The 17,993-nt window shown below is 48.6% G+C and carries 18 protein-coding genes; 4 read left to right on the forward strand and 14 right to left on the reverse strand.

Translation table 11 applies throughout. From position 1 onward, the window contains the following. Positions 1-14: 14 nt before the first annotated feature. From MHI45_RS05440 to MHI45_RS05505, 14 genes are all read right to left on the reverse strand, one after another. Positions 15-1,001: an ROK family protein gene (locus MHI45_RS05440; RefSeq protein ID WP_076112444.1), complete on the reverse strand. Its 987-nt coding sequence runs from the start codon at positions 999-1,001 to the stop codon at positions 15-17. Positions 1,002-1,087: 86 nt separating this feature from the next. Next, the gene (locus MHI45_RS05445; RefSeq protein WP_076112443.1) at positions 1,088-2,788 is read right to left on the reverse strand and encodes a hypothetical protein; all 1,701 of its coding nucleotides are present in this window, start codon (positions 2,786-2,788) and stop codon (positions 1,088-1,090) included. Positions 2,789-2,808: 20 nt separating this feature from the next. Continuing rightward, complete coding sequence (locus MHI45_RS05450) at positions 2,809-3,681, reverse strand: carbohydrate ABC transporter permease (protein WP_076112442.1); 873 nt, start codon at positions 3,679-3,681, stop codon at positions 2,809-2,811. A gap of 39 nt (positions 3,682-3,720) precedes the next feature. Continuing rightward, the gene (locus MHI45_RS05455) at positions 3,721-4,623 is read right to left on the reverse strand and encodes an ABC transporter permease (protein WP_076112441.1); all 903 of its coding nucleotides are present in this window, start codon (positions 4,621-4,623) and stop codon (positions 3,721-3,723) included. Positions 4,624-4,717: 94 nt separating this feature from the next. Continuing rightward, entirely contained in the window at positions 4,718-6,325 is a 1,608-nt protein-coding gene (locus tag MHI45_RS05460) for an extracellular solute-binding protein (RefSeq protein WP_052092172.1), read from the reverse strand. 387 nt (positions 6,326-6,712) lie between these two features. Further along, positions 6,713-8,653, reverse strand: a complete 1,941-nt coding sequence (locus MHI45_RS05465; RefSeq protein WP_076112440.1) for an FtsX-like permease family protein — start codon at positions 8,651-8,653, stop codon at positions 6,713-6,715. After that, entirely contained in the window at positions 8,650-9,405 is a 756-nt protein-coding gene (locus tag MHI45_RS05470) for an ABC transporter ATP-binding protein (RefSeq protein WP_038594028.1), read from the reverse strand. The genes MHI45_RS05465 and MHI45_RS05470 overlap by 4 nt, the downstream gene beginning before the upstream one ends. 98 nt (positions 9,406-9,503) lie before the next feature. Continuing rightward, positions 9,504-9,758, reverse strand: a complete 255-nt coding sequence (locus MHI45_RS05475; protein WP_179091798.1) for a hypothetical protein — start codon at positions 9,756-9,758, stop codon at positions 9,504-9,506. Positions 9,759-9,939: 181 nt separating this feature from the next. After that, a complete protein-coding gene (locus MHI45_RS05480) occupies positions 9,940-10,404 on the reverse strand; it encodes a DUF1801 domain-containing protein (RefSeq protein WP_076112438.1) in 465 nt (154 codons plus the stop codon). Positions 10,405-10,427: 23 nt separating this feature from the next. Further along, on the reverse strand, positions 10,428-11,432 hold the full coding sequence (locus MHI45_RS05485) for a sensor histidine kinase (RefSeq protein ID WP_076112437.1): 1,005 nt from the start codon (positions 11,430-11,432) through the stop codon (positions 10,428-10,430). Beyond that, entirely contained in the window at positions 11,429-12,118 is a 690-nt protein-coding gene (locus tag MHI45_RS05490; protein ID WP_076112436.1) for a response regulator transcription factor, read from the reverse strand. Before MHI45_RS05490 ends, MHI45_RS05485 begins: the two co-directional genes overlap by 4 nt. 158 nt (positions 12,119-12,276) lie before the next feature. After that, the gene (locus tag MHI45_RS05495; protein WP_076112435.1) at positions 12,277-12,975 is read right to left on the reverse strand and encodes a polysaccharide deacetylase family protein; all 699 of its coding nucleotides are present in this window, start codon (positions 12,973-12,975) and stop codon (positions 12,277-12,279) included. 26 nt (positions 12,976-13,001) lie between these two features. Beyond that, positions 13,002-13,604, reverse strand: a complete 603-nt coding sequence (locus MHI45_RS05500; RefSeq protein WP_379144548.1) for a YkoP family protein — start codon at positions 13,602-13,604, stop codon at positions 13,002-13,004. 246 nt (positions 13,605-13,850) lie between these two features. Further along, the gene (locus MHI45_RS05505) at positions 13,851-14,423 is read right to left on the reverse strand and encodes a hypothetical protein (protein ID WP_076112434.1); all 573 of its coding nucleotides are present in this window, start codon (positions 14,421-14,423) and stop codon (positions 13,851-13,853) included. A gap of 174 nt (positions 14,424-14,597) precedes the next feature. Here MHI45_RS05505 and MHI45_RS05510 point away from each other — a divergent pair, with 174 nt between their 5' ends. The 4 genes from MHI45_RS05510 (at position 14,598) to MHI45_RS05525 (ending at position 17,898) form a co-directional block, all read left to right on the forward strand. After that, positions 14,598-15,452, forward strand: coding sequence for an AraC family ligand binding domain-containing protein (locus MHI45_RS05510; RefSeq protein ID WP_076112433.1), 855 nt, complete (start codon positions 14,598-14,600; stop codon positions 15,450-15,452). Continuing rightward, the gene (locus tag MHI45_RS05515; protein ID WP_076112489.1) at positions 15,452-16,375 is read left to right on the forward strand and encodes a DMT family transporter; all 924 of its coding nucleotides are present in this window, start codon (positions 15,452-15,454) and stop codon (positions 16,373-16,375) included. The genes MHI45_RS05510 and MHI45_RS05515 overlap by 1 nt, the downstream gene beginning before the upstream one ends. Positions 16,376-16,522: 147 nt before the next feature. Then, entirely contained in the window at positions 16,523-17,104 is a 582-nt protein-coding gene (locus tag MHI45_RS05520; protein WP_076112432.1) for a LysE family translocator, read from the forward strand. Between the two features lie 20 nt (positions 17,105-17,124). Continuing rightward, positions 17,125-17,898: an AraC family transcriptional regulator gene (locus MHI45_RS05525; protein WP_076112431.1), complete on the forward strand. Its 774-nt coding sequence runs from the start codon at positions 17,125-17,127 to the stop codon at positions 17,896-17,898. Positions 17,899-17,993 lie beyond the last annotated feature (95 nt).

Consider the following 17,993-nt stretch of genomic DNA (forward strand, 5'->3'; position numbering starts at 1 on the left):
GGTGCATTCTTCCTTTACCACAAGATATTTGCAGCGGCTGCTACCGCTCCAACCGCACCAGCCGTGTTGCCCAGCTTTGCCGCTTCCAGGTCAACCGGATACGGCAGATAGGCATTTACCCGGTTGCGAATTTCATTCATATAATAATCACCGGAAGCAGCAACACCGCCTCCAAGTACGACAAGCTGCGGATTCAGCAGCACCACAGCGCTGGCAATCCCTGCCGCCAGATGCTCCAGAGGCTTGTCCATGATCTCCAGCGCGGCGTAATCCCCCTCCGCCGCTGCTTGCAGCACATGCCGGGTTTCTATCTCCTCGGGCTTGCCCCCGGCAAGCGTCAGAATCCGCGAAGCAGGCAGGGCCGCAGGATCGGCAAAGCGGGCTCTGGCCAGTGCCGTGATGCCGCTGCCTGACGCAACAGCTTCGAGCGGCCCGAAGTCAGCTCCTGAAGCGGAGCCCCTGCTGCGGGCAAGCCCGACATCAACGACCATATACCCGGCTTCGCCCGCTGCATTATTCGCTCCCTTATATAGCCGGCCATTCAGCAGCATCGCACTTCCGATGCCTGTACCGACCGTCACCATCAGCACATGTTTTTTTCCCGCAGCGGCACCTTTCCAGCATTCTCCAAGCAGTGCCAGATTAACATCGTTGTCCAGATACAGCCGCCCTTCATAATAACGGCGGATATCCGGCCGGATATCCGCCACCGGCCAGGGCAGAGCCGGAGCCTGGCTCAACTGGCCTTCTGTGTCACCAATCACCCCCGGGAATCCAATACCGATCCCTTCCAACTGCTTCAGGGTTAGCGAAATCCCTTGCAGCAGATGCTTCAGTTCAACAAACAGCCAGTCAAAAAAAAGCCCGGGCGAGCCATGGGCAGCTGTGCTTCTGCGCTCCAGCAAGAGAATATCGCCGTTTGCACCCGTAATGCAGAACATAGTCTTCGTGCCGCCAACATCAATTCCCGCCTGATAACCGGTCAATTCCTGTGCTGCCATTCACTTCGCCCCCCTTTTCTTATCCATTTAGAAAAAAGATAGACCCCGCCATTTGCTTGAGGTCTATCTGCACAGGCCTTCCTCTATCAAAAAATTGGGTCGATCCCAAGCGTAAAGCTCATGCTCTGTTTCCCTTCTGCCGGATGGTACACATAAACAATCTCCAGAAGCTTCTCCTGCTCATGCCGTATCACGAATGGCTTTGGTGCTTCAGCAGCCACCTTGCAGGACAAACCCGGGAATGTCCAGTGCTGAGGGGTAATTTGGGCAGCGGACAATCCGGAGCCGCTAATTTCAAATACCACCTCAATCTCAAGCTCCGTTTCCAGCCGGACCTCAACCGCCAGCAGATCCTTTTCCACTGCCGCTTCAAAGGTCATCCCACGCAAATGGGAGTTCCAGCTTTTGCCCTTCTCCCTGCGGATTAAGCGCAAATAATAAGGGACTCCGTCCGGAGTTTTCCAGTGAATGGTTGCCGGATGCATCTGCCCGTTCGTATTGCGGCTCCCCGACATCGCGCCGATCATCCGGTTCTGCTCAATCCATGCCGATGCAGTACAAAGATTGCGGTTCTCGTCAGGCTTGTCTCTTTCGCAGAGCTCACGGAACTGCTTCTCCACTCTGCGGTCTCCCCCATGCGCCATAAACTGCGACATCAGCTCCGCAGGGATGTCTGCACCAACCAATGCGATGAGCGGATCATGGCTCGTCTCACAGTTGACCCCGGCCAAATGTTCATATCCTTCTCCCAGTGCCAGGTACAGAAAGACACCGATAGAGCTGTGACCTGTCATCTCCATTTCATAGGCACGGGAGAACGGACCGGACAGATTCTCCAGAACCGGATTATAGAATAACGCAATATTCTCCCAAAGTCCCCGCTCAAGGGTATGGCCTATTGTCTTGAATGTCATTGAACGTCCATAGACTCTCCACATTCCCAGCACTGTAAGATCCACACCGTAATAGGTAGTTGTATTGAATTCCGCAAAGGACCCGAACTCCTCAAAAGCAGCCAGGAACTTCACCGCTTCCCTGTCTCCATGGGCTATCCATGCTGTATTCTCCAACCGGTATCCATAGTAATGAACAATAAATATATGCATCAGCTCGATATTGGAATTCATTGGTATTGCATCAGATAAACGCCTGTCGATTGAAGCCGAGACCGCTATGCGCATAGATTCATCCATTCGCTGAACCAGTCCGCCAGGCAGTACATTTGCAAATTGATCCAGGATTACTGCAAAAGTGCTGGCAATAAACTCCCGCCAATTGGGATCATAACTCTTCCACACCGGAGGGATAACGTCATCCACCGAGGCTTGCAGGCACTTTCTAATCGCCCGATCATCCAGTCCCGGCAGCGCCTGACCCGCTTCCCGGGAAAGATTCAGGCTAAGCTGCTTTCCGATCTTCTCTGTAGTCTCACTCAGGAAAAAGGCAAAGCCGGGTGCGAATGTCTTCCACGCATAATTGCCTGCAGGAGGCAGAGCCGCCTGGGGTGAAACGCGGAACGTGCCGTGATAGATCTCATCCGGGCAATTAAACTGTAAATCCATCACCCGGTCCAGCAAGCTGCAGGCCCGCTGGACATCACCGGTGCCGCTTCTGAGAAGCAGCCCAAGCGCATAGTGGGCACTGCTGCGTGTATTATGCCGGTCATTCTGTTCTTCATCTCTGAGCAGCCCCATCCCTTCGTCATAGAGCGAATCCATCAGCGTCACGGACTGAAGCAGCAGGTGGCGCTGCCTATCCGTAAACCTCTCCATCATTGTCCGGGTCATTATTCCTCCTCCTTTTCAGCTTAGCCCTTGACCGCACCCACCATCATGCCGCTGATAAAAAAGCGCTGCAGGAACGGGTATACGATCAGAATCGGAACGGTGGAGAAAATAACACTGGCCGCCTTCAAGCTCTCAGGCATCAGTTGGGCCATGCCGAGACCCTCCTGCTGCATCAGCTCGCTTACCTGATTGTTCTGTATCATCTGATACAGCTTCAATTGCAGCGGATATAAATCAGGTCTGTTGATATACATTAGAGCATCCTGGAAGCCGTTCCAGCGGCCCACGGCATAGAACAGGCTAAGAGTAGCAAGCGACGGCAGCGACAGTGGAAGGATAATGCGGAACAGGGTGCCCAGGTGAGTAGTACCATCAATTTCTGCCGCCTCCTCCAAGCTTTTGGGAATGCTGTTCAGGAAGGAGATCAGAATGATCATATAGAAGGGACTGATTAATCCGGGCAGTACCAACGCCCAAATCGTATCGAGGAGATGGAGATTCCGCACCAGGATATAATCCGGAATGATCCCCCCGCTGAAGAACATGGTAATTACGATAATCAGCATGAACCATTTTCGTCCTCGCAGATCCTTTTTAGACAAGGAGTACGCAACAGCTATTGTCATGGCCATAGACAGCACTGTAGCCAGAATAGTCAGGATGATCGTGAAACCCAGGGAGCGGATCATGGACATATCAGAGAAGACCTTGGTATACGCTTCAACATTAAATTCCTTTGGGAAAAAGGTCACCAGCCCCGACATAATCGGGCGGCTAGAGCTTAAAGAAATGGCTACAATATGAATAAAAGGCATTAGGCACAGCAGGATTACAGCAACAATAATCAGGACATTAAGGACATCAAATATCCGGTTGGATGCGCGCTCGCTCATTCTATTTTCCCCCTTAGTCTCTATTTCGTCCGGTCAGGTCTAAAGTATGCTCTCATCCGCCAGTTTCTTGGATGTATAGTTTGCACCGAGCAGGAAAACAAGTCCTACCAGTGCCTGGAACAACCCTACAGCTGTAGCCAGCGAAATTTGTCCCGATTCAATACCCACGCGGTAAACAAAGGTGCTCAGCACCTCGGAGTAATCCCGGACGGCCACATTGCCGACGATAAACGGACGGTCAAAGCCGATGGAGATCATATTTCCCAGGTTGATAATGAGCAGTGTGGCAATGGTTGTTTTGATACCCGGCAAGGAGATATGCAGGATTTTCTTGAACCGTCCCGCACCGTCCACCTCGGCAGCTTCAAACAATTCCTTGTTGATCCCGGTCAATGCCGCCAGGTACAGGATGGTTCCCCAGCCCGCGCTCTGCCATACGCCGACCAGCAAATAAGTAATCAGCCAGTAATTTTTGTCCGAGAGAAATGGAATGGCCTCCAGCCCCAGCCCGGTAACCACATTATTAATGAACCCCGATTCGGTGCCGAATACCTGCAGCACAATCCCGCCGATAATCACCCACGAAATGAAATGGGGAATATAAAGGATGGTCTGGGCAAGCTTTTTGAACCAGCCAATCCGCAGCTCATAGAGCAAAATGGCCAAAATTAACGGAGCCGGAAAAGAGACGATCAGATCCAGCAGATTAAGCAGCAGCGTGTTGCGCAGCGCCTTGTAGAAATCATTGTTATGAAATACTTCGCGGAAAATGTCCAGTCCGACCCATTCGCTGCCGCCGATGCCCTGGAAAAAGTTGAATTCTTTAAAGGCAATCTGCACGCCGTACATCGGGCCATATTTAAAAATCAGGAAGTAAATGACCGGCAGGACAAGCAGAGCGTATAGTTGCCAGTTTCTGCGTAGATAAACGGTGTTCTTCACTGCCTTCACCCTCCTTCTCTGTGTACGGCCGGCAGGTGGAAGAGACGAGACTTTTCCCGCCCCTTCCACCAGAGCAAGCCGTCATCTGTTGCTTTTATTTAGAAGTCATTTCTTTGTAAGCTGCGGTACGTTCATCCTGAATAGCCTGCCCTCCACTGGACATGTAATCTTTAATCATAGAATCATAAGTGCTGTCGAATTGCTCCGGCTTGATCATCGTCAGCTTGACAATGATTTCCTGGAACTTATCGGCCAGTGTTGTTCCATATTTCGCTTCCGCCTCAATGGGATGATCAAAGCGCACCGGCTGAATTTTATCGACATTGGAGATTTCTACGGATTTGCGCATGTCTGCCTGGAATTTCTCAGGTGTCTGGGCGATGTATGCCGCTTCATTCTTAGCATCGTCACCGGCGAATTTGCCGTTTACAATGATCGCGATGTCGCCAAAGTTATACAGCCGATCCGTCACTTCCTGAGTTGCATCCGCCTTAACCACCGGCACACCATCAACCAATGTGTAGTTTTCATTCTCCACACCGAACTGAACATCGAACAGGTTTGTTCCCGAAGCCATCCAGTCCAAATATTTCAGTGCAGCTACAGCATTGCTGCTGGATTTCGGGATCATGACATACATAGCGTTAGGGGCATAAGCCGGCTTGGCATGTTTACCTTCAGCATTAGTGAATACATCCACCGGCGTCATCGAAGCACCTGGAACATTACTCTGCAAATTCTCATAGAAATCATTCCAGGTGAAGTACGGCTCTCCCGCATCTTCCGTATAGAAACCAATCTGGCCGTTCTGCAAATTCTGCCACAGTTGCTTCTTATCCTTGTCCAGCCCGAAATCCTTGCTCATCAGGCCTTCATTATATAGTTTATTCATAAATTTCAGCGCATCTTTGAAGCCTGGAAGCAGGGTCGGGTAATCGCTGGACCCCAGCTGCTGGGTCAGAGTGTAGCGTTGCTCATCAGTGAGCGGCTCGATGAATGACCAGATCAGCGGCTCAACTTGTGCGGCAGCGAGACTCACACCGAATGGAATGACTTTCCCACCGGTTCCACCCGGATCTTTATCCTTGAAGGCTTTCAGAGTGGTGTACAGCTCTTCTGTAGTCTGCGGCACCGGCAGCCCCAGCTTGTCCAGCCAGTCCTGTCGGATATATCCGGCGTACTTGCCAAGTACAAGTCTTCTGCCCGGCAGAGCAAATTGCTGACCCTTATATTGTCCGTAGGCTAAAGTATCCTCGCCCAGAAACTCTTTGAGGTTGGGTGCATATTGATCGATCAGTTCTGTAAGGTCTGTAAGCCCGCCCTGCTCCGCATATCGGTTGAACGTTCCCGAATCATAGGTAAAGACAATGTCTGGCACTTCGCTTTTACTGGCCATTAATACATTCAGCTTCTGGATTTCTTCCGAACGGGGGACTGGGACAAACTCTACATTAATATTGTTCGGCTTGCCGAACCGCTCTTGTACAAGTCTCGTTAAATAACTGTCTGAGATCGTATAGCCGGAAGGTGTATTCCCGCGGTCGAACACTTCTACCTTTAATGTAGCAGGCGCTGAGGAAGCCGCACCGGCATTTCCGCTTGTATTGTCCTCCTTGGAAGAACATGCGGATAACAGCATTGCGGAGGCCAACATAACCCCCATAGCCGGACTTGCCAACTTCTTAGACCATCTTTTTGTCATTCTCTCATCACCTTTCCCCTTTCGATGTCAGAAAACCTATCTTCCAGTGCTGTTCGTTAGTCAACAGCGCCTTCGATGTCACTTAGTATTACACGAAACTATAAAATCGTACAATAAACCATTTTCCACTCCAAATCGTTTGTTTTTTATGTATGAATACCTGACAAATAAACAATTATCGTCTACACAAACTGCTTTCAACTAGCATACCGGAGACTGCAGGTCCGCCAGTCCGGGTTATTTTGACCCCGCCGTTTCAGGCTTATACCGGAGTGAGCAATCCTCACACCAGTATAACTGCATCCAGTCTGATGTTCATTGGCATAAAATTACATCGCCCTAAAAACAAAAAAAACAGCCTGCCGGAAAGGCAGACTGCTGTAATTTCTATAACGATTCACGGATCACTCTCTTGTAAAAGAGTACCGACAGGAAGCCGAAGACCGAATACAGTACTGTATAGAACAGCATGACCAGGATCATCGGTGTAAGCATTTCAGTACCGAAGAAGAACCAGCCTGATTTGACAGCAAAGTAGCTATGGCTCAGGCCGATGACCAGCGGAATGCCGAAATTGAACAACTGCTTGAATTGGATGCCGTGCAGAAGGTCGCTCTGGGTAAAACCCAGTTTACGCAGGATGGTATAGCCGCCTTTTTCCTCCTCGCCTTCATCCATCTGCTTGAAGTAAAGAATACAGCCTGAGGTAATGAGGAAGGTCAGGCCCAGAAACCCGACGATGAACATAATCATCCCCATATTACTCCGCTGGTTCATTTCGTACTTATGCTGGGAAAAGCTTGGCTCCTGCGGAGCTTGGTTCTCGTAAATTTGATTCGCGGTGTCCAATTTCGACCGGTCGGTAATTTCAATCCCATAATAATTCGCTACTTCTTTCTTTTTTTGCAGTTTGGGGTCGAGCACTTTAACCAGTTCCTGATAAACGGACTCATCCACCACGAATACTCCGGAGCCGGAGGCATAATAGACAGGCAGGGTAGGCTGTTTGGATACACCGCTCAGCTGCTGCTTAATCGTCCCGCTTGAAGTCAGGAAGCCAACCTCTCCGGTCTCTTTCAGTGTTATTAATTTTTCCAGAGCACTGCTGTAGCCCATGAGACGGGTCTCACCGGGTTCCAATTCTACACCTTCGATGCTGATGTCACTAACAACAGAGGTGGATAGGATGCGGTCCTCGGAGGCTGTGAACGGTGACACGTCCATAATTTGAGTGGCATCTACATCCACACCAACCGGATAGATATCAATTTCCTTGTACTTGATCTGCTCCTTATTGAGCGCTTGAATAAACTTCTCCTTCGCCTCGGTCCGGGCAAAGCCAAAATCATGCGGGGAACTTTCTTTGGCTGTCGCTTCCGCCGAATAATAGGAGATATAGCTTAAAGACAACAACCCGATGGCCAGTGCAGAAACCGTCGTGATGATCGTCAAGAGCAGCGCGTTCGATTTCATCCGGAACATGATCGATGAGAGCGACAGTACCTCGTTGATGGACAGGTAACCCTTTTTGCTCTTGCGGATCGCGTTAAATACAAAGCTGACCGAACCTTTATAGAAGAGGTAGGTGCCGACAATGACTAAGCCGAGAACCAAGATCATGATGATCATTAATTCGTTCATGGCATTGAACTTTCCGCCGAAAAGCTGGGTCGACAGATAATACCCCCCCGCAACAAATCCGATGCCTAGCAAACCCATGATAATCTCCCACAGCGACATTTTTTTAATCCGCTCCTGAGTCGTGGAAGTGACCCTGAACAGGGAAAGGATGCTTTGCCCTTTAATGAACACGTAGTTCATGATCATAATCAGCAGGTATATCGCGGCAAAAACGATTACGGTCTGCAGCAGCGCCTGCGTGGAGAAACGCAGCTTGGCCAATTCATCCACTTCAAGGATTTTGAACAAAATCATCAATATCAGCCGTGACATCACAAATCCCGCACCAATTCCGATGATCATGGAACCGAAATACAGAATCAGGTTCTCCGCACTGAGCAGTTTGAAGATTTTACCCTTGGTGAGTCCTATCAGCTGGAACAAGCCGATCTCCCGGCTGCGCCGTTTAATGAAAATCGTATTGGCATAGAGCAGGAAAATCGCAACAATGACCACTAGCAGCACAGAAGAGGTGCCGATAGCTGCCCCACCCTTTACCGAACCTTTGACTTCGTCCATGGCCGGATCATATTTAAGGGTCACAAAGGAAAAATACAACGCCACACCAAAGATCAAGGCAAAGACGTAAAGATAATAATTTTTAATATTTTTTTTCAGATTGCGCAGAACGATATAATTCAGGCTCATTGCTGAACACCGCCCAATACGCCCTGTGTCTTGATAATGTCGTTGAAGAAGGACTGCCGGGACTCATCACCTTTGTTCAGCTGCGTATAAATTTGCCCGTCACGTATAAACACCACCCGGCTGCAATAGCTGGCCGCCACAGGATCATGCGTAACCATGACGATGGTCGCCTGGCGTTTGCTGTTCATGTCAGAAAGCTTGTTCAGCAGGTCGGAGGCCGACTTGGAATCCAGCGCCCCCGTAGGCTCATCTGCAAAAATGATGCTCGGATCATGCACAAACGCCCTTGCCGCCGATGTCCGCTGCTTCTGCCCGCCGGATATTTCCGAGGGGTACTTATCCTTCAACTCGTAGATCCCCAGTTCACCCGCTACCTGTTCGAACTTCTGATGGGCATCTTTCTTGGAAATACCTGTGATGGACAGCGGCAGCAGCACATTTTCTTTGACCGTCAGCGTATCCAGCAGGTTATATTCCTGAAAAATAAATCCGAGATGATGCTTGCGGAATTCAGCCAGCTGTTTTTCCTTCATGCCCGTAAATTCCTTGCCTTCGATTTCGATCGTTCCCTGGCTTACGCGGTCAATGGAGGACAGCACGTTCAGCAGTGTCGTTTTCCCTGAACCGGACGCCCCCATAATGCCGACAAACTCGCCTTTATTTACTTGAAGGTCAATGCCTTTCAAGACCTCTTGTTTATTGAATTTTTTTCCGTAGGTTTTGTAAATTTTATTAGCCTGCATAATGATCATGTTCCACCCACTCCTTTTCTATAGTTCTATCATAAGCGGGATGTTTTTCTTTTTCCTGCGATTCGCCGAACAAAGTGAAGAGGCATGTGACATTGTTGTCACATGCCCGATATCTCCTGAAAAGGCCCCGCCATTCTCAGAATGTATAGGCTGGACTTGCCGTATCCGCCCAAGCCAGCGTTCCATCCGGCATCCATCCGAGCAGCCTGGACGATCGAGGACTTGCTGCTCCGGATGTCCAAAGATATCCTGCCGAGCGGATTACTCTCTTCACTGTCTGCTGGGAGAATAAGAACGGAATTGTCCTCCCAAGTGAGAGGATAAACGAACAAGAAGCCATCGCTATGTGACATTGAGGCCGCATTTTCCTTCGAAAAGACCTTATTCCCCTTCTTATCCAGAACCAGCAGATCCGCCCCGGTACCCACATAGTCATCGTGAGCAAATAAACATCGCAATATAGCGCATATAAACAACTCCTACCTTCAATTTTTATCCAGTATATTTATATTGACGCTTTTTCCGCTCAGATGTTCAGCACGGACCCCCGGTATGTCCATCTGCAGTCCCTTTAATCCATTGCGCGACGACTTCCGCCAGCTTCTCTTGCTTGCCCTCCACATCCTCCATATCCGTAATTGTCACAATCGCCCGGTCAGCGGCAACCCATTCGAGTAATCCGGTGGGATCATCGAAGAGGTTCCCTTTGACTGCATGCTCTTGTACCTTTGCCCCAGTATGAAAAACAAGCCGAAAAAACCCCTTACCGTGCAGGTTAAAGGTTATACGGTCCTCCCCATTGAAACAAAAACTCGGCGCTTTCCATTTGATATGTTCTGTGATCTGGTCATTTACGCCCAGAATAATATTGCGGACTTCTTCGATTTCACGCTTAAAAGGATGTTCAAGACCGCTCAGAAATTGAGCGACTTGTTCTGGCCCGGATAATTTGACCGGTTTCTTGCCTGGAATTCCGGGCTCATTCTTAGAATTTGTCATCTTCGCTCACCCTTCCATTATGTTCACATGCCTTCAATCTTTACGAACTCATTCTCCCGCGGAAAGATCAATGTAAATACTGTTCCTTGCCCAAGTGCGGAATTCACCTGAATATTGATCCCCAGCGGCTCCGCCACTTGCTTAGTCAAATACAGTCCCATCCCGGTAGCGGCCCCTTCCTGACGCCCGCTCGTCGAGGTGAAGCCTTTATCAAATATCCGCGGCAGATCCTTAGGGTTAATTCCCCGCCCGAAATCCTCAACGGTAAGCACAACATGACCGTCTCTTTCCGAGCTCAGGATGAGGATATCGGAAGCTTCACTGTATTTCACGGCATTCGTCAGCAGCTGCCTGAGCATAAAGCCTAGCCACTTGCCATCGGTCAGCACTTCTTCGGCCGTAAGGGATACGTCGAATCCGATGCCTTTGGGAATACACCAGGATTTCAGCGCCCGGATCTCCTTGTTCAGAACCGGCTCCAGCTTGACCTTTTCGATAAACAGGTCATTGCGCATAAAGGGAATCCGTTTCTGGTGAAGCTGCTGGTCGAGCAGATGATGGACCCGCAGCCATTCGTACATTAACTGCTTCTGCAACGTTTCGTCCGGAAGACGTTCGATCATCAGCTGCATCGCCGTTAGCGGAGTTTTGACCTCATGAATCCACGACAGCAGATCATCCTTCTCCGATTCCAGCAGCTGAAAATTCACCGAGGTCTCCTGCCGGTAACATTCCGTTTGGGTGATCACGGCTTCCTGCACTACCTTTTCAAACGGGCTCTCGGCTTCCCCCAGAACACCAAGATCATAAGTTTGATCCCAGGCTTCCATGTTTCTGTAGAACCGGGTTTCCTTGGGATATCGGAGAAACACAAATGCGGTACAGACCAGCAGATTCAGCAGTATTATGTACAGCATCGGCATTAACGGAATAGACGCATCGAGATAGACTACTAACAGAAGGAGCAGCTGCAGCACGACGAGCAGGAGCAGCCAGCTCCGTTTCTCCTTGAGGTATTTCCAGATCATAACGCGGCCTCTTCAGTTGCCATATACCCTTGTCCCACCCGGGTTTCAATGTAAGTGTCCAGCCCCAGCGGTTCCAGCTTTTTGCGCAGCCGGTTCACATTCACGGTCAGCGTGTTATCGCTCACAAAATGCTCATTGTCCCACAGATTCTTGATCAGGTCTTCGCGGTTTACAATCTGATCTTTGCGCTCTACCAGGATCTTCAGGATAAACGTCTCATTCTTAGTAAGCAGAGCAGCGCCAAGACTGTTGGTTACAGTGTTCTTCACATATTCAATCGTCGCTCCGCGCCATGTCTTCAGCTCCGTCCGCTCAGTGCTATAATTGTACACCCGGCGCAATGTGGCTTGGATTTTGGCGATCAGCACCTCGAAATGAAACGGCTTCTGAATAAAATCATCTGCCCCCAGCTGCATAGACATCACCATATCGCTCGGATGATCGCGTGAGGACAGAAAGATAATCGGCACATTGGAATGTGCACGCAGCAGCCGGCACCAGTGGAACCCGTCAAACTGCGGCAGCTGAATGTCGATTACGACCAGCTCCGGTTTGACCACCGTGAATTCCTGCAGCACCTTGCCGAAATCCGTAATGCCATAGACCTCATAGGACCACTGGGACAACCGGTCCTTGATCTCATTGAATAACGTAACATCATCTTCGATAAGCATAATTTTAAACAAATAAAGCCACCCCGCTTTGAATCTTTGGCCAGATTCATCTTTTTGTAGTGTCCATCTACATTATCATTAACTATTTCGTTATGCCAGGTCAACATTACTTAATCCCCTTTACATGAAAAACCCTCTGCGCACACAACGCAGAGGGTTCAATATGAGTATTATGCCATTTCATCCAATCGTACGAATCTAAGGTGTCTTGTCTTCAATTGCGGCAGCACCTCGTCTAAAGCCTCCAGCATAAATTGAGGTGCCTGGGAGTCTGCACCCACTGTCTCGCCGCTGTCATGCAGCAACACAACGGAGCCGCCAGTAATTTGTTCAAGCAGCTTTGACTGGAGGCGGGTCTGACAGACCCGGCTGCTCCAGTCACCTGCCGTAATTGACCATAATGCAATCCGGTACTCCTTGTAACGGAAGTAATCAAACATATTCATTAAGCCCCAGGGCGGACGATAGTGGTCAGGTCGTGTGCCAACAATACCTTCTATAATATCTGCGGAACGATCCAGATGTTCACTGCGAATCGTTTTGGGCAGCATTAGCCAGTTGGAAGTGTGACAATAATTATGTATGCCAATCTGATGGCCCTCACGGTCAATTCTGCGAACAAGCTCGGGATACCGTTCCGCTTGCGATCCCAGTACGAAAAAGGTTGCCTTAACCTGATGCCGTTCCAATAAATCGAGTAATTTCGGTGTATATTCCGGATGTGGCCCATCATCAAAAGTGAAGGCCACCTCTCCCTTTCCTTTACCTTTGCGGAAGACCCCCCATCCGGTCATCCGCGAGATTAAGCTTGGAATGAACATATAAAGAGCGGCAATACAGAGTATTCCTCCTATTAAATAGTTAAACATGCTTCCTCTCCCCCTTTATTGGCAGCTTATCCGGACAGACGCTGTTCGGGTGAGAAACGCTTCTTCAGCGATCCCCGCGAGTGAACCAGAAGCATGGGTACAAGCTGATCGGTGCGCCGGTCAATTCTTTTTCTTCCTTCTGGATGCATAGCTGACAGCAGTAATCGGAGGTAGACTGTTGTAATTCTCGTGAAAAATCCCGATTTCATCTGCTGCTGCTCAAAGCCCAGACCATGTGTCAAACCGCGATGGAGCAGCGTGATACCCATTAACGCTTTCACCTGCTGGTACTCCGACTGCGATTCAAAGGCTTCATTAATTTGCTTCATTGATTTACGCAGCATCCGGGCCGTTTGCAGTGCCGCACGATCCGAGCCTTCGGACTTAATAAGCTTCAGAATTTTTTCATTGTCCAAGTGAAGCTCCCCTACCCACTCTCCTTTATGGATAACTGTTGAATCCTGGCATACAATGGCCTCACCCCGATGTTTTTTTAGCATCACCGAGCATATGCCAAAACGCGATGTACTCGCTCCCCGAAAATATGTAAGCACTGAAAATGCTTTTTCCCACATCATCCAGAGGTTTTGAACCGTAGTTTTCCGTATTTTGATTCCCAAATGATACACCTTCCTTACTTAGCTGTTCTTTTCCCTAATTACTATAGTAATGATCAGAAATTTCTTTTTTCTTATGTAATTCTTACGTTATTCTTAAGTTGTTATTGCCCCTAATACTCTACTCCTTTCAATGCAATCCGCTGTGTTATCACACTTCCTTTATTTGACGCTATAGATAGGAATTCCCCTGCAACCGGACCAGCGATCACAGAGAAATGAGAAGGAAATGCCCTCACTTAATTATTGATATTCCATTCATTCTTCCAGACTCATAATCATTGAATGTATGTGGATGCCTTCCGGCAAATCTTCCTTGGCGACACTGATAAGAGATCTGGTAAACAATTTTCCTGGCATTTCTTTGTCCGATGGATTCTGATCACTTGCAGGCACTGCCTCAATTTTTAAAATCGGTTTTTCTGCAGCGGCATGTTCAGCGGGAAGTGTTAACGATTTTACCTCAAATCCCTTTGTTACCGACTCTGTTTCCCCGATGCTCACGCATATGAAATACTCTGTGGGGGTTTCCTTCACTAGATATCCGCCGGGTGCTGAATTTTCATACTCTTTATACCGGTCCGTTACTTCCTTCGGTAAATTTTCAGTATTACTCCACTCCCAAGTGAAATCAGGCGAATGCTTGGAGTAGAGATGTTGTGTAAACGGAATACTTGCTCTCTGTTTATTACTATCTATTTCTACGGTTTCAGTTTCAGTCTTAGTTTCCATTACCGAATGATTCCTATTTCCTTCTATGTCTGCGCTGCACCCCAGCTGCAAGCCTAACATCAGAGTGATGATACAAGCTCCATATCTTGTTCTGGACAATGATTAACCCCCCTTATTGGCAAACTCCCTTTTTCGCTTCTTCCCGGAAATCATACCACAATTAGCCTTTTCTGTAAGGGCGTTCAGCACCTCTGCTCCAGCAACATCATTCAAGAAATGTTCTGTTGTTCATATTATAATGGCTACATAGAACCAGAAAAGAAGGTGCAGACAGTGACTCGTGAAGTACGTACGGTAGTCTATGATACGGACTTAAAGCTTGAAGCGTATCGGTTTGAAGGAATAATGCAGAAGTTCCCCAACCATTTCCATGACTACTATGTCATTGGATTCATTGAACAGGGCAAGCGGTATCTGGTATGCAATCATGAAGAGTATATTCTTAATAGCGGAGATGTGATTATCTTTAATCCGCAGGATCCCCACGCCTGTGAACAGTTGGACGGCAGAACGCTTGACTATCGCTGTATCAATGTAGAGCCGGAGATAATGCGCCAGTATGTGCTGGAAATTACGGGGGCGGGCGATCTGCCCAGGTTCACACCAACTGTTCTTTACCAGAGTGAGCTGGCCTTGTCCCTGCATGAGCTGCACCGGATGCTGCTGGAGGAACAGTCCGATTTCCAAAAAGAAGAACTATTCCTGTTTCTGCTGGAGCAGCTCCTGAGAGAATACTCCGACGCTGAACTCCCTAGCCCCAACCGGGAGCTTACCACGGAAATCAAAAGCATTTGCCAGTACATAGAGTCACATTATATGGAGAGCATTACGCTGAATCAGTTAACGGCCTTGACCGGCTTGAGCAAATATCATCTGCTGCGTCTATTTACGAAACAAAAAGGAATATCGCCCTATTGCTACCTGGAAACGATTCGGATTGACCATGCCAAACGCCTGTTGGAACAAGGGATGCTGCCCATTGAAGTGGCGCTCCTGACCGGATTTAGTGATCAGAGCCATTTCACCAATTTCTTCAAGAAGCTGATCGGTCTAACACCTAAGCAATATATGCGCATATTTACGACCCGGCAGACAGAAACAAAGCCATCTCCGGAGATTACATCATGATGGAGGAGCGCAAGGCCACTACCGGACATCTGCTCGCGTTGCTTACCATTCAGATCTGGGGTACAACTTTTATCTCTACTAAAATACTGTTAGGTGACTTTACGCCCATTGAAATTCTGTTCTTCCGCTTTATCATCGGTTACATCGCATTGTGTCTTATTTATTCGCGTCCGCTTCGGACGAAGTCATTCAAAGAAGAGCTGCTGTTTATCGCGGCTGGGCTCTGTGGGGTGACGTTATATTTTCTAGTGGAAAATATCGCCCTTGTCTATACGCTCGCATCCAATGTTGGCGTGATTGTTTCGATTGCGCCCTTCTTCACGGCGCTTGCCGCTCACTTCTTCCTGGAGGAAGAGAAGCTGAATGCGCAGTTTATGACCGGGTTTCTGATTGCGCTGGCCGGGATTGTGTTAATCGGGCTGAACGGGAGTTTCAACCTGCAGCTGAATCCCATTGGAGATCTGCTGGCCTTCCTGGCCCCTGCCTTATGGGCAATCTATTCCGTACTGATGCGGAAAATAAGCGCGTTGCAGCATCATACGACCGGGGCTACCCGCAGAGTGTTTTTTTATGGGCTGCTGTTTATGCTGCCTGCGCTTTTACTGTTTGATTTCCGTCTTGGCCTGGCCAGATTACTCAGCCTTTCCAATGTATCCAACCTTCTTTTCTTGGGACTGGGAGCCTCGGCACTCTGTTTTGTCACCTGGAACCGGGTGGTCGGAATCCTTGGAGCGGTAAAAACAAGCGTATACATCTATATTGTGCCTGTAGTTACAGTTGCCGCCTCTGCCCTGTTCCTGCATGAGAATATTACTTGGGTTACTGTTGCGGGAACCTTGCTCACCCTCGCCGGCTCCTACATTTCCGAACGCAAAGCAAAAACGATCCCCAGGAAGCGGATCGCTGTAAAAAGTGCGGATTGAGTCTGTCCGTATGCTCATTTGAACGTAAATCCGCTGTGGATGGTGCCACCTGCTTGTTTCACCCGTTCGGCGATTTCTGCAATAATATACTATATGCATGCTAAGATCACCTGTATTATTCATGGGAATAGACTCTAGGAGGTCCTCATGAATATTACAGCTTTTATCATCTATTGTGTTGTTATCACTATCACACCCGGGCCCACCAATATTGTGATCTTATCTTCTGTGCAGCATTTCGGTGCAAGAAAGACCATGAAATATGTATACGGAGCCACGATTGCCTTTGGCCTGCTGCTTGCTGCTTCTGCTGTGCTGAACCATGTTCTTGCCGGAGTGATCCCGAATATTGTCGGTATTATGCAGATCATCGGCAGTGTCTATATGCTCTATCTTGCCTATCAAATCTACAAGATGAATTCAGGGGAGGCCGCACCGTCCCACAACACCAATTTTTTCTCAGGCCTAGTGATGCAGTTTGTGAATCCAAAGGTGATCGTATTTAGTCTAACAGTGATTCCCAGCTATGTGATGCCTTACTATTCCTCCTCTTTAGCATCATTTCAGTTTGTAGCCATCATTACGGTTATCGGGTTTCTGGCATTTATGACCTGGGTCATCTGTGGAACAGTCTTCAAGAAATTTCTCCAGCAGCATCAAAAAATAGTCAATATCCTAATGGCCTTGTTTCTGGTATACTCTGCAATTATGGCGTCGGGAATCGTATAGAGAGTGTTGGGGGTGAGGGTATGGAGCAATTTACGTATAAAAAATCTGCAGATGTCCTTGCTCTGGCGGCAAGTTTCGCCGATTTCACCTATAAAAAACATTGCCACGAGGAGTATGCTGTCGGCGTAACCCTGCGCGGCATTCAGCAATATAATTTGAGCGACAGCTTCCAGTCCTCCCACAAGAATGGCGTCATGCTGTTTAACCGCGAGCAGTATCATGACGGCAGGTCCTACGATAAGGAAGGCATTGATTATGTCATGCTCTATATCAAGCCTGAGCTGGTAGCCGAGATCCTGGGGAAGAAAGAGCTGCGTTTCCAGTCCCCTATCGTCTACGACGTCAGCCTGGCACGGAGCATCTGCGCCCTCAGCCGGGCCATTCTGGACGGTAACGACGAAACACTGTGCACGGAGCAGTTGATCCATTTAATCGGCATGTTATCCAAAACAGCGATGGATGCAGAGCAGAGGAAGAATAACCGGCTAGTGAAACAAGCGAAGGAAATGATGTACGGCAGCATCGGCAATGTGCTCAAACTGGATGATCTTTGTAAAGAGTTTGGGATGTCCAAATACCAGTTGATCCGCGAGTTTAAGGCCCATACAGGGATCTCGCCCTATCAGTTTTTTCTGAATTGCAAGGTGGAACATGCCAAACGGTCCATTGAGGCCAGCAAGGATATCTACACGGCCGTAGCGGAATACGGATTTGTGGATCTGACACATCTGAACAGGCATTTCAAAAGTATGTTCGGGATTACTGCATATGAGTACATGTCACAATTACAATAATTCAATTTACGGATCGCCTTAGATACCTAAGGCATCTTTTTTTTGCCGTTTTATGGCTTGAATCCCCATCATAAATTTACTCTTTACAAAATATT

Origin of the sequence: Paenibacillus sp. FSL H3-0321 (assembly GCF_038002865.1) — a bacterium.
Classification (GTDB): Bacteria; Bacillota; Bacilli; order Paenibacillales; family Paenibacillaceae; genus Paenibacillus_AQ.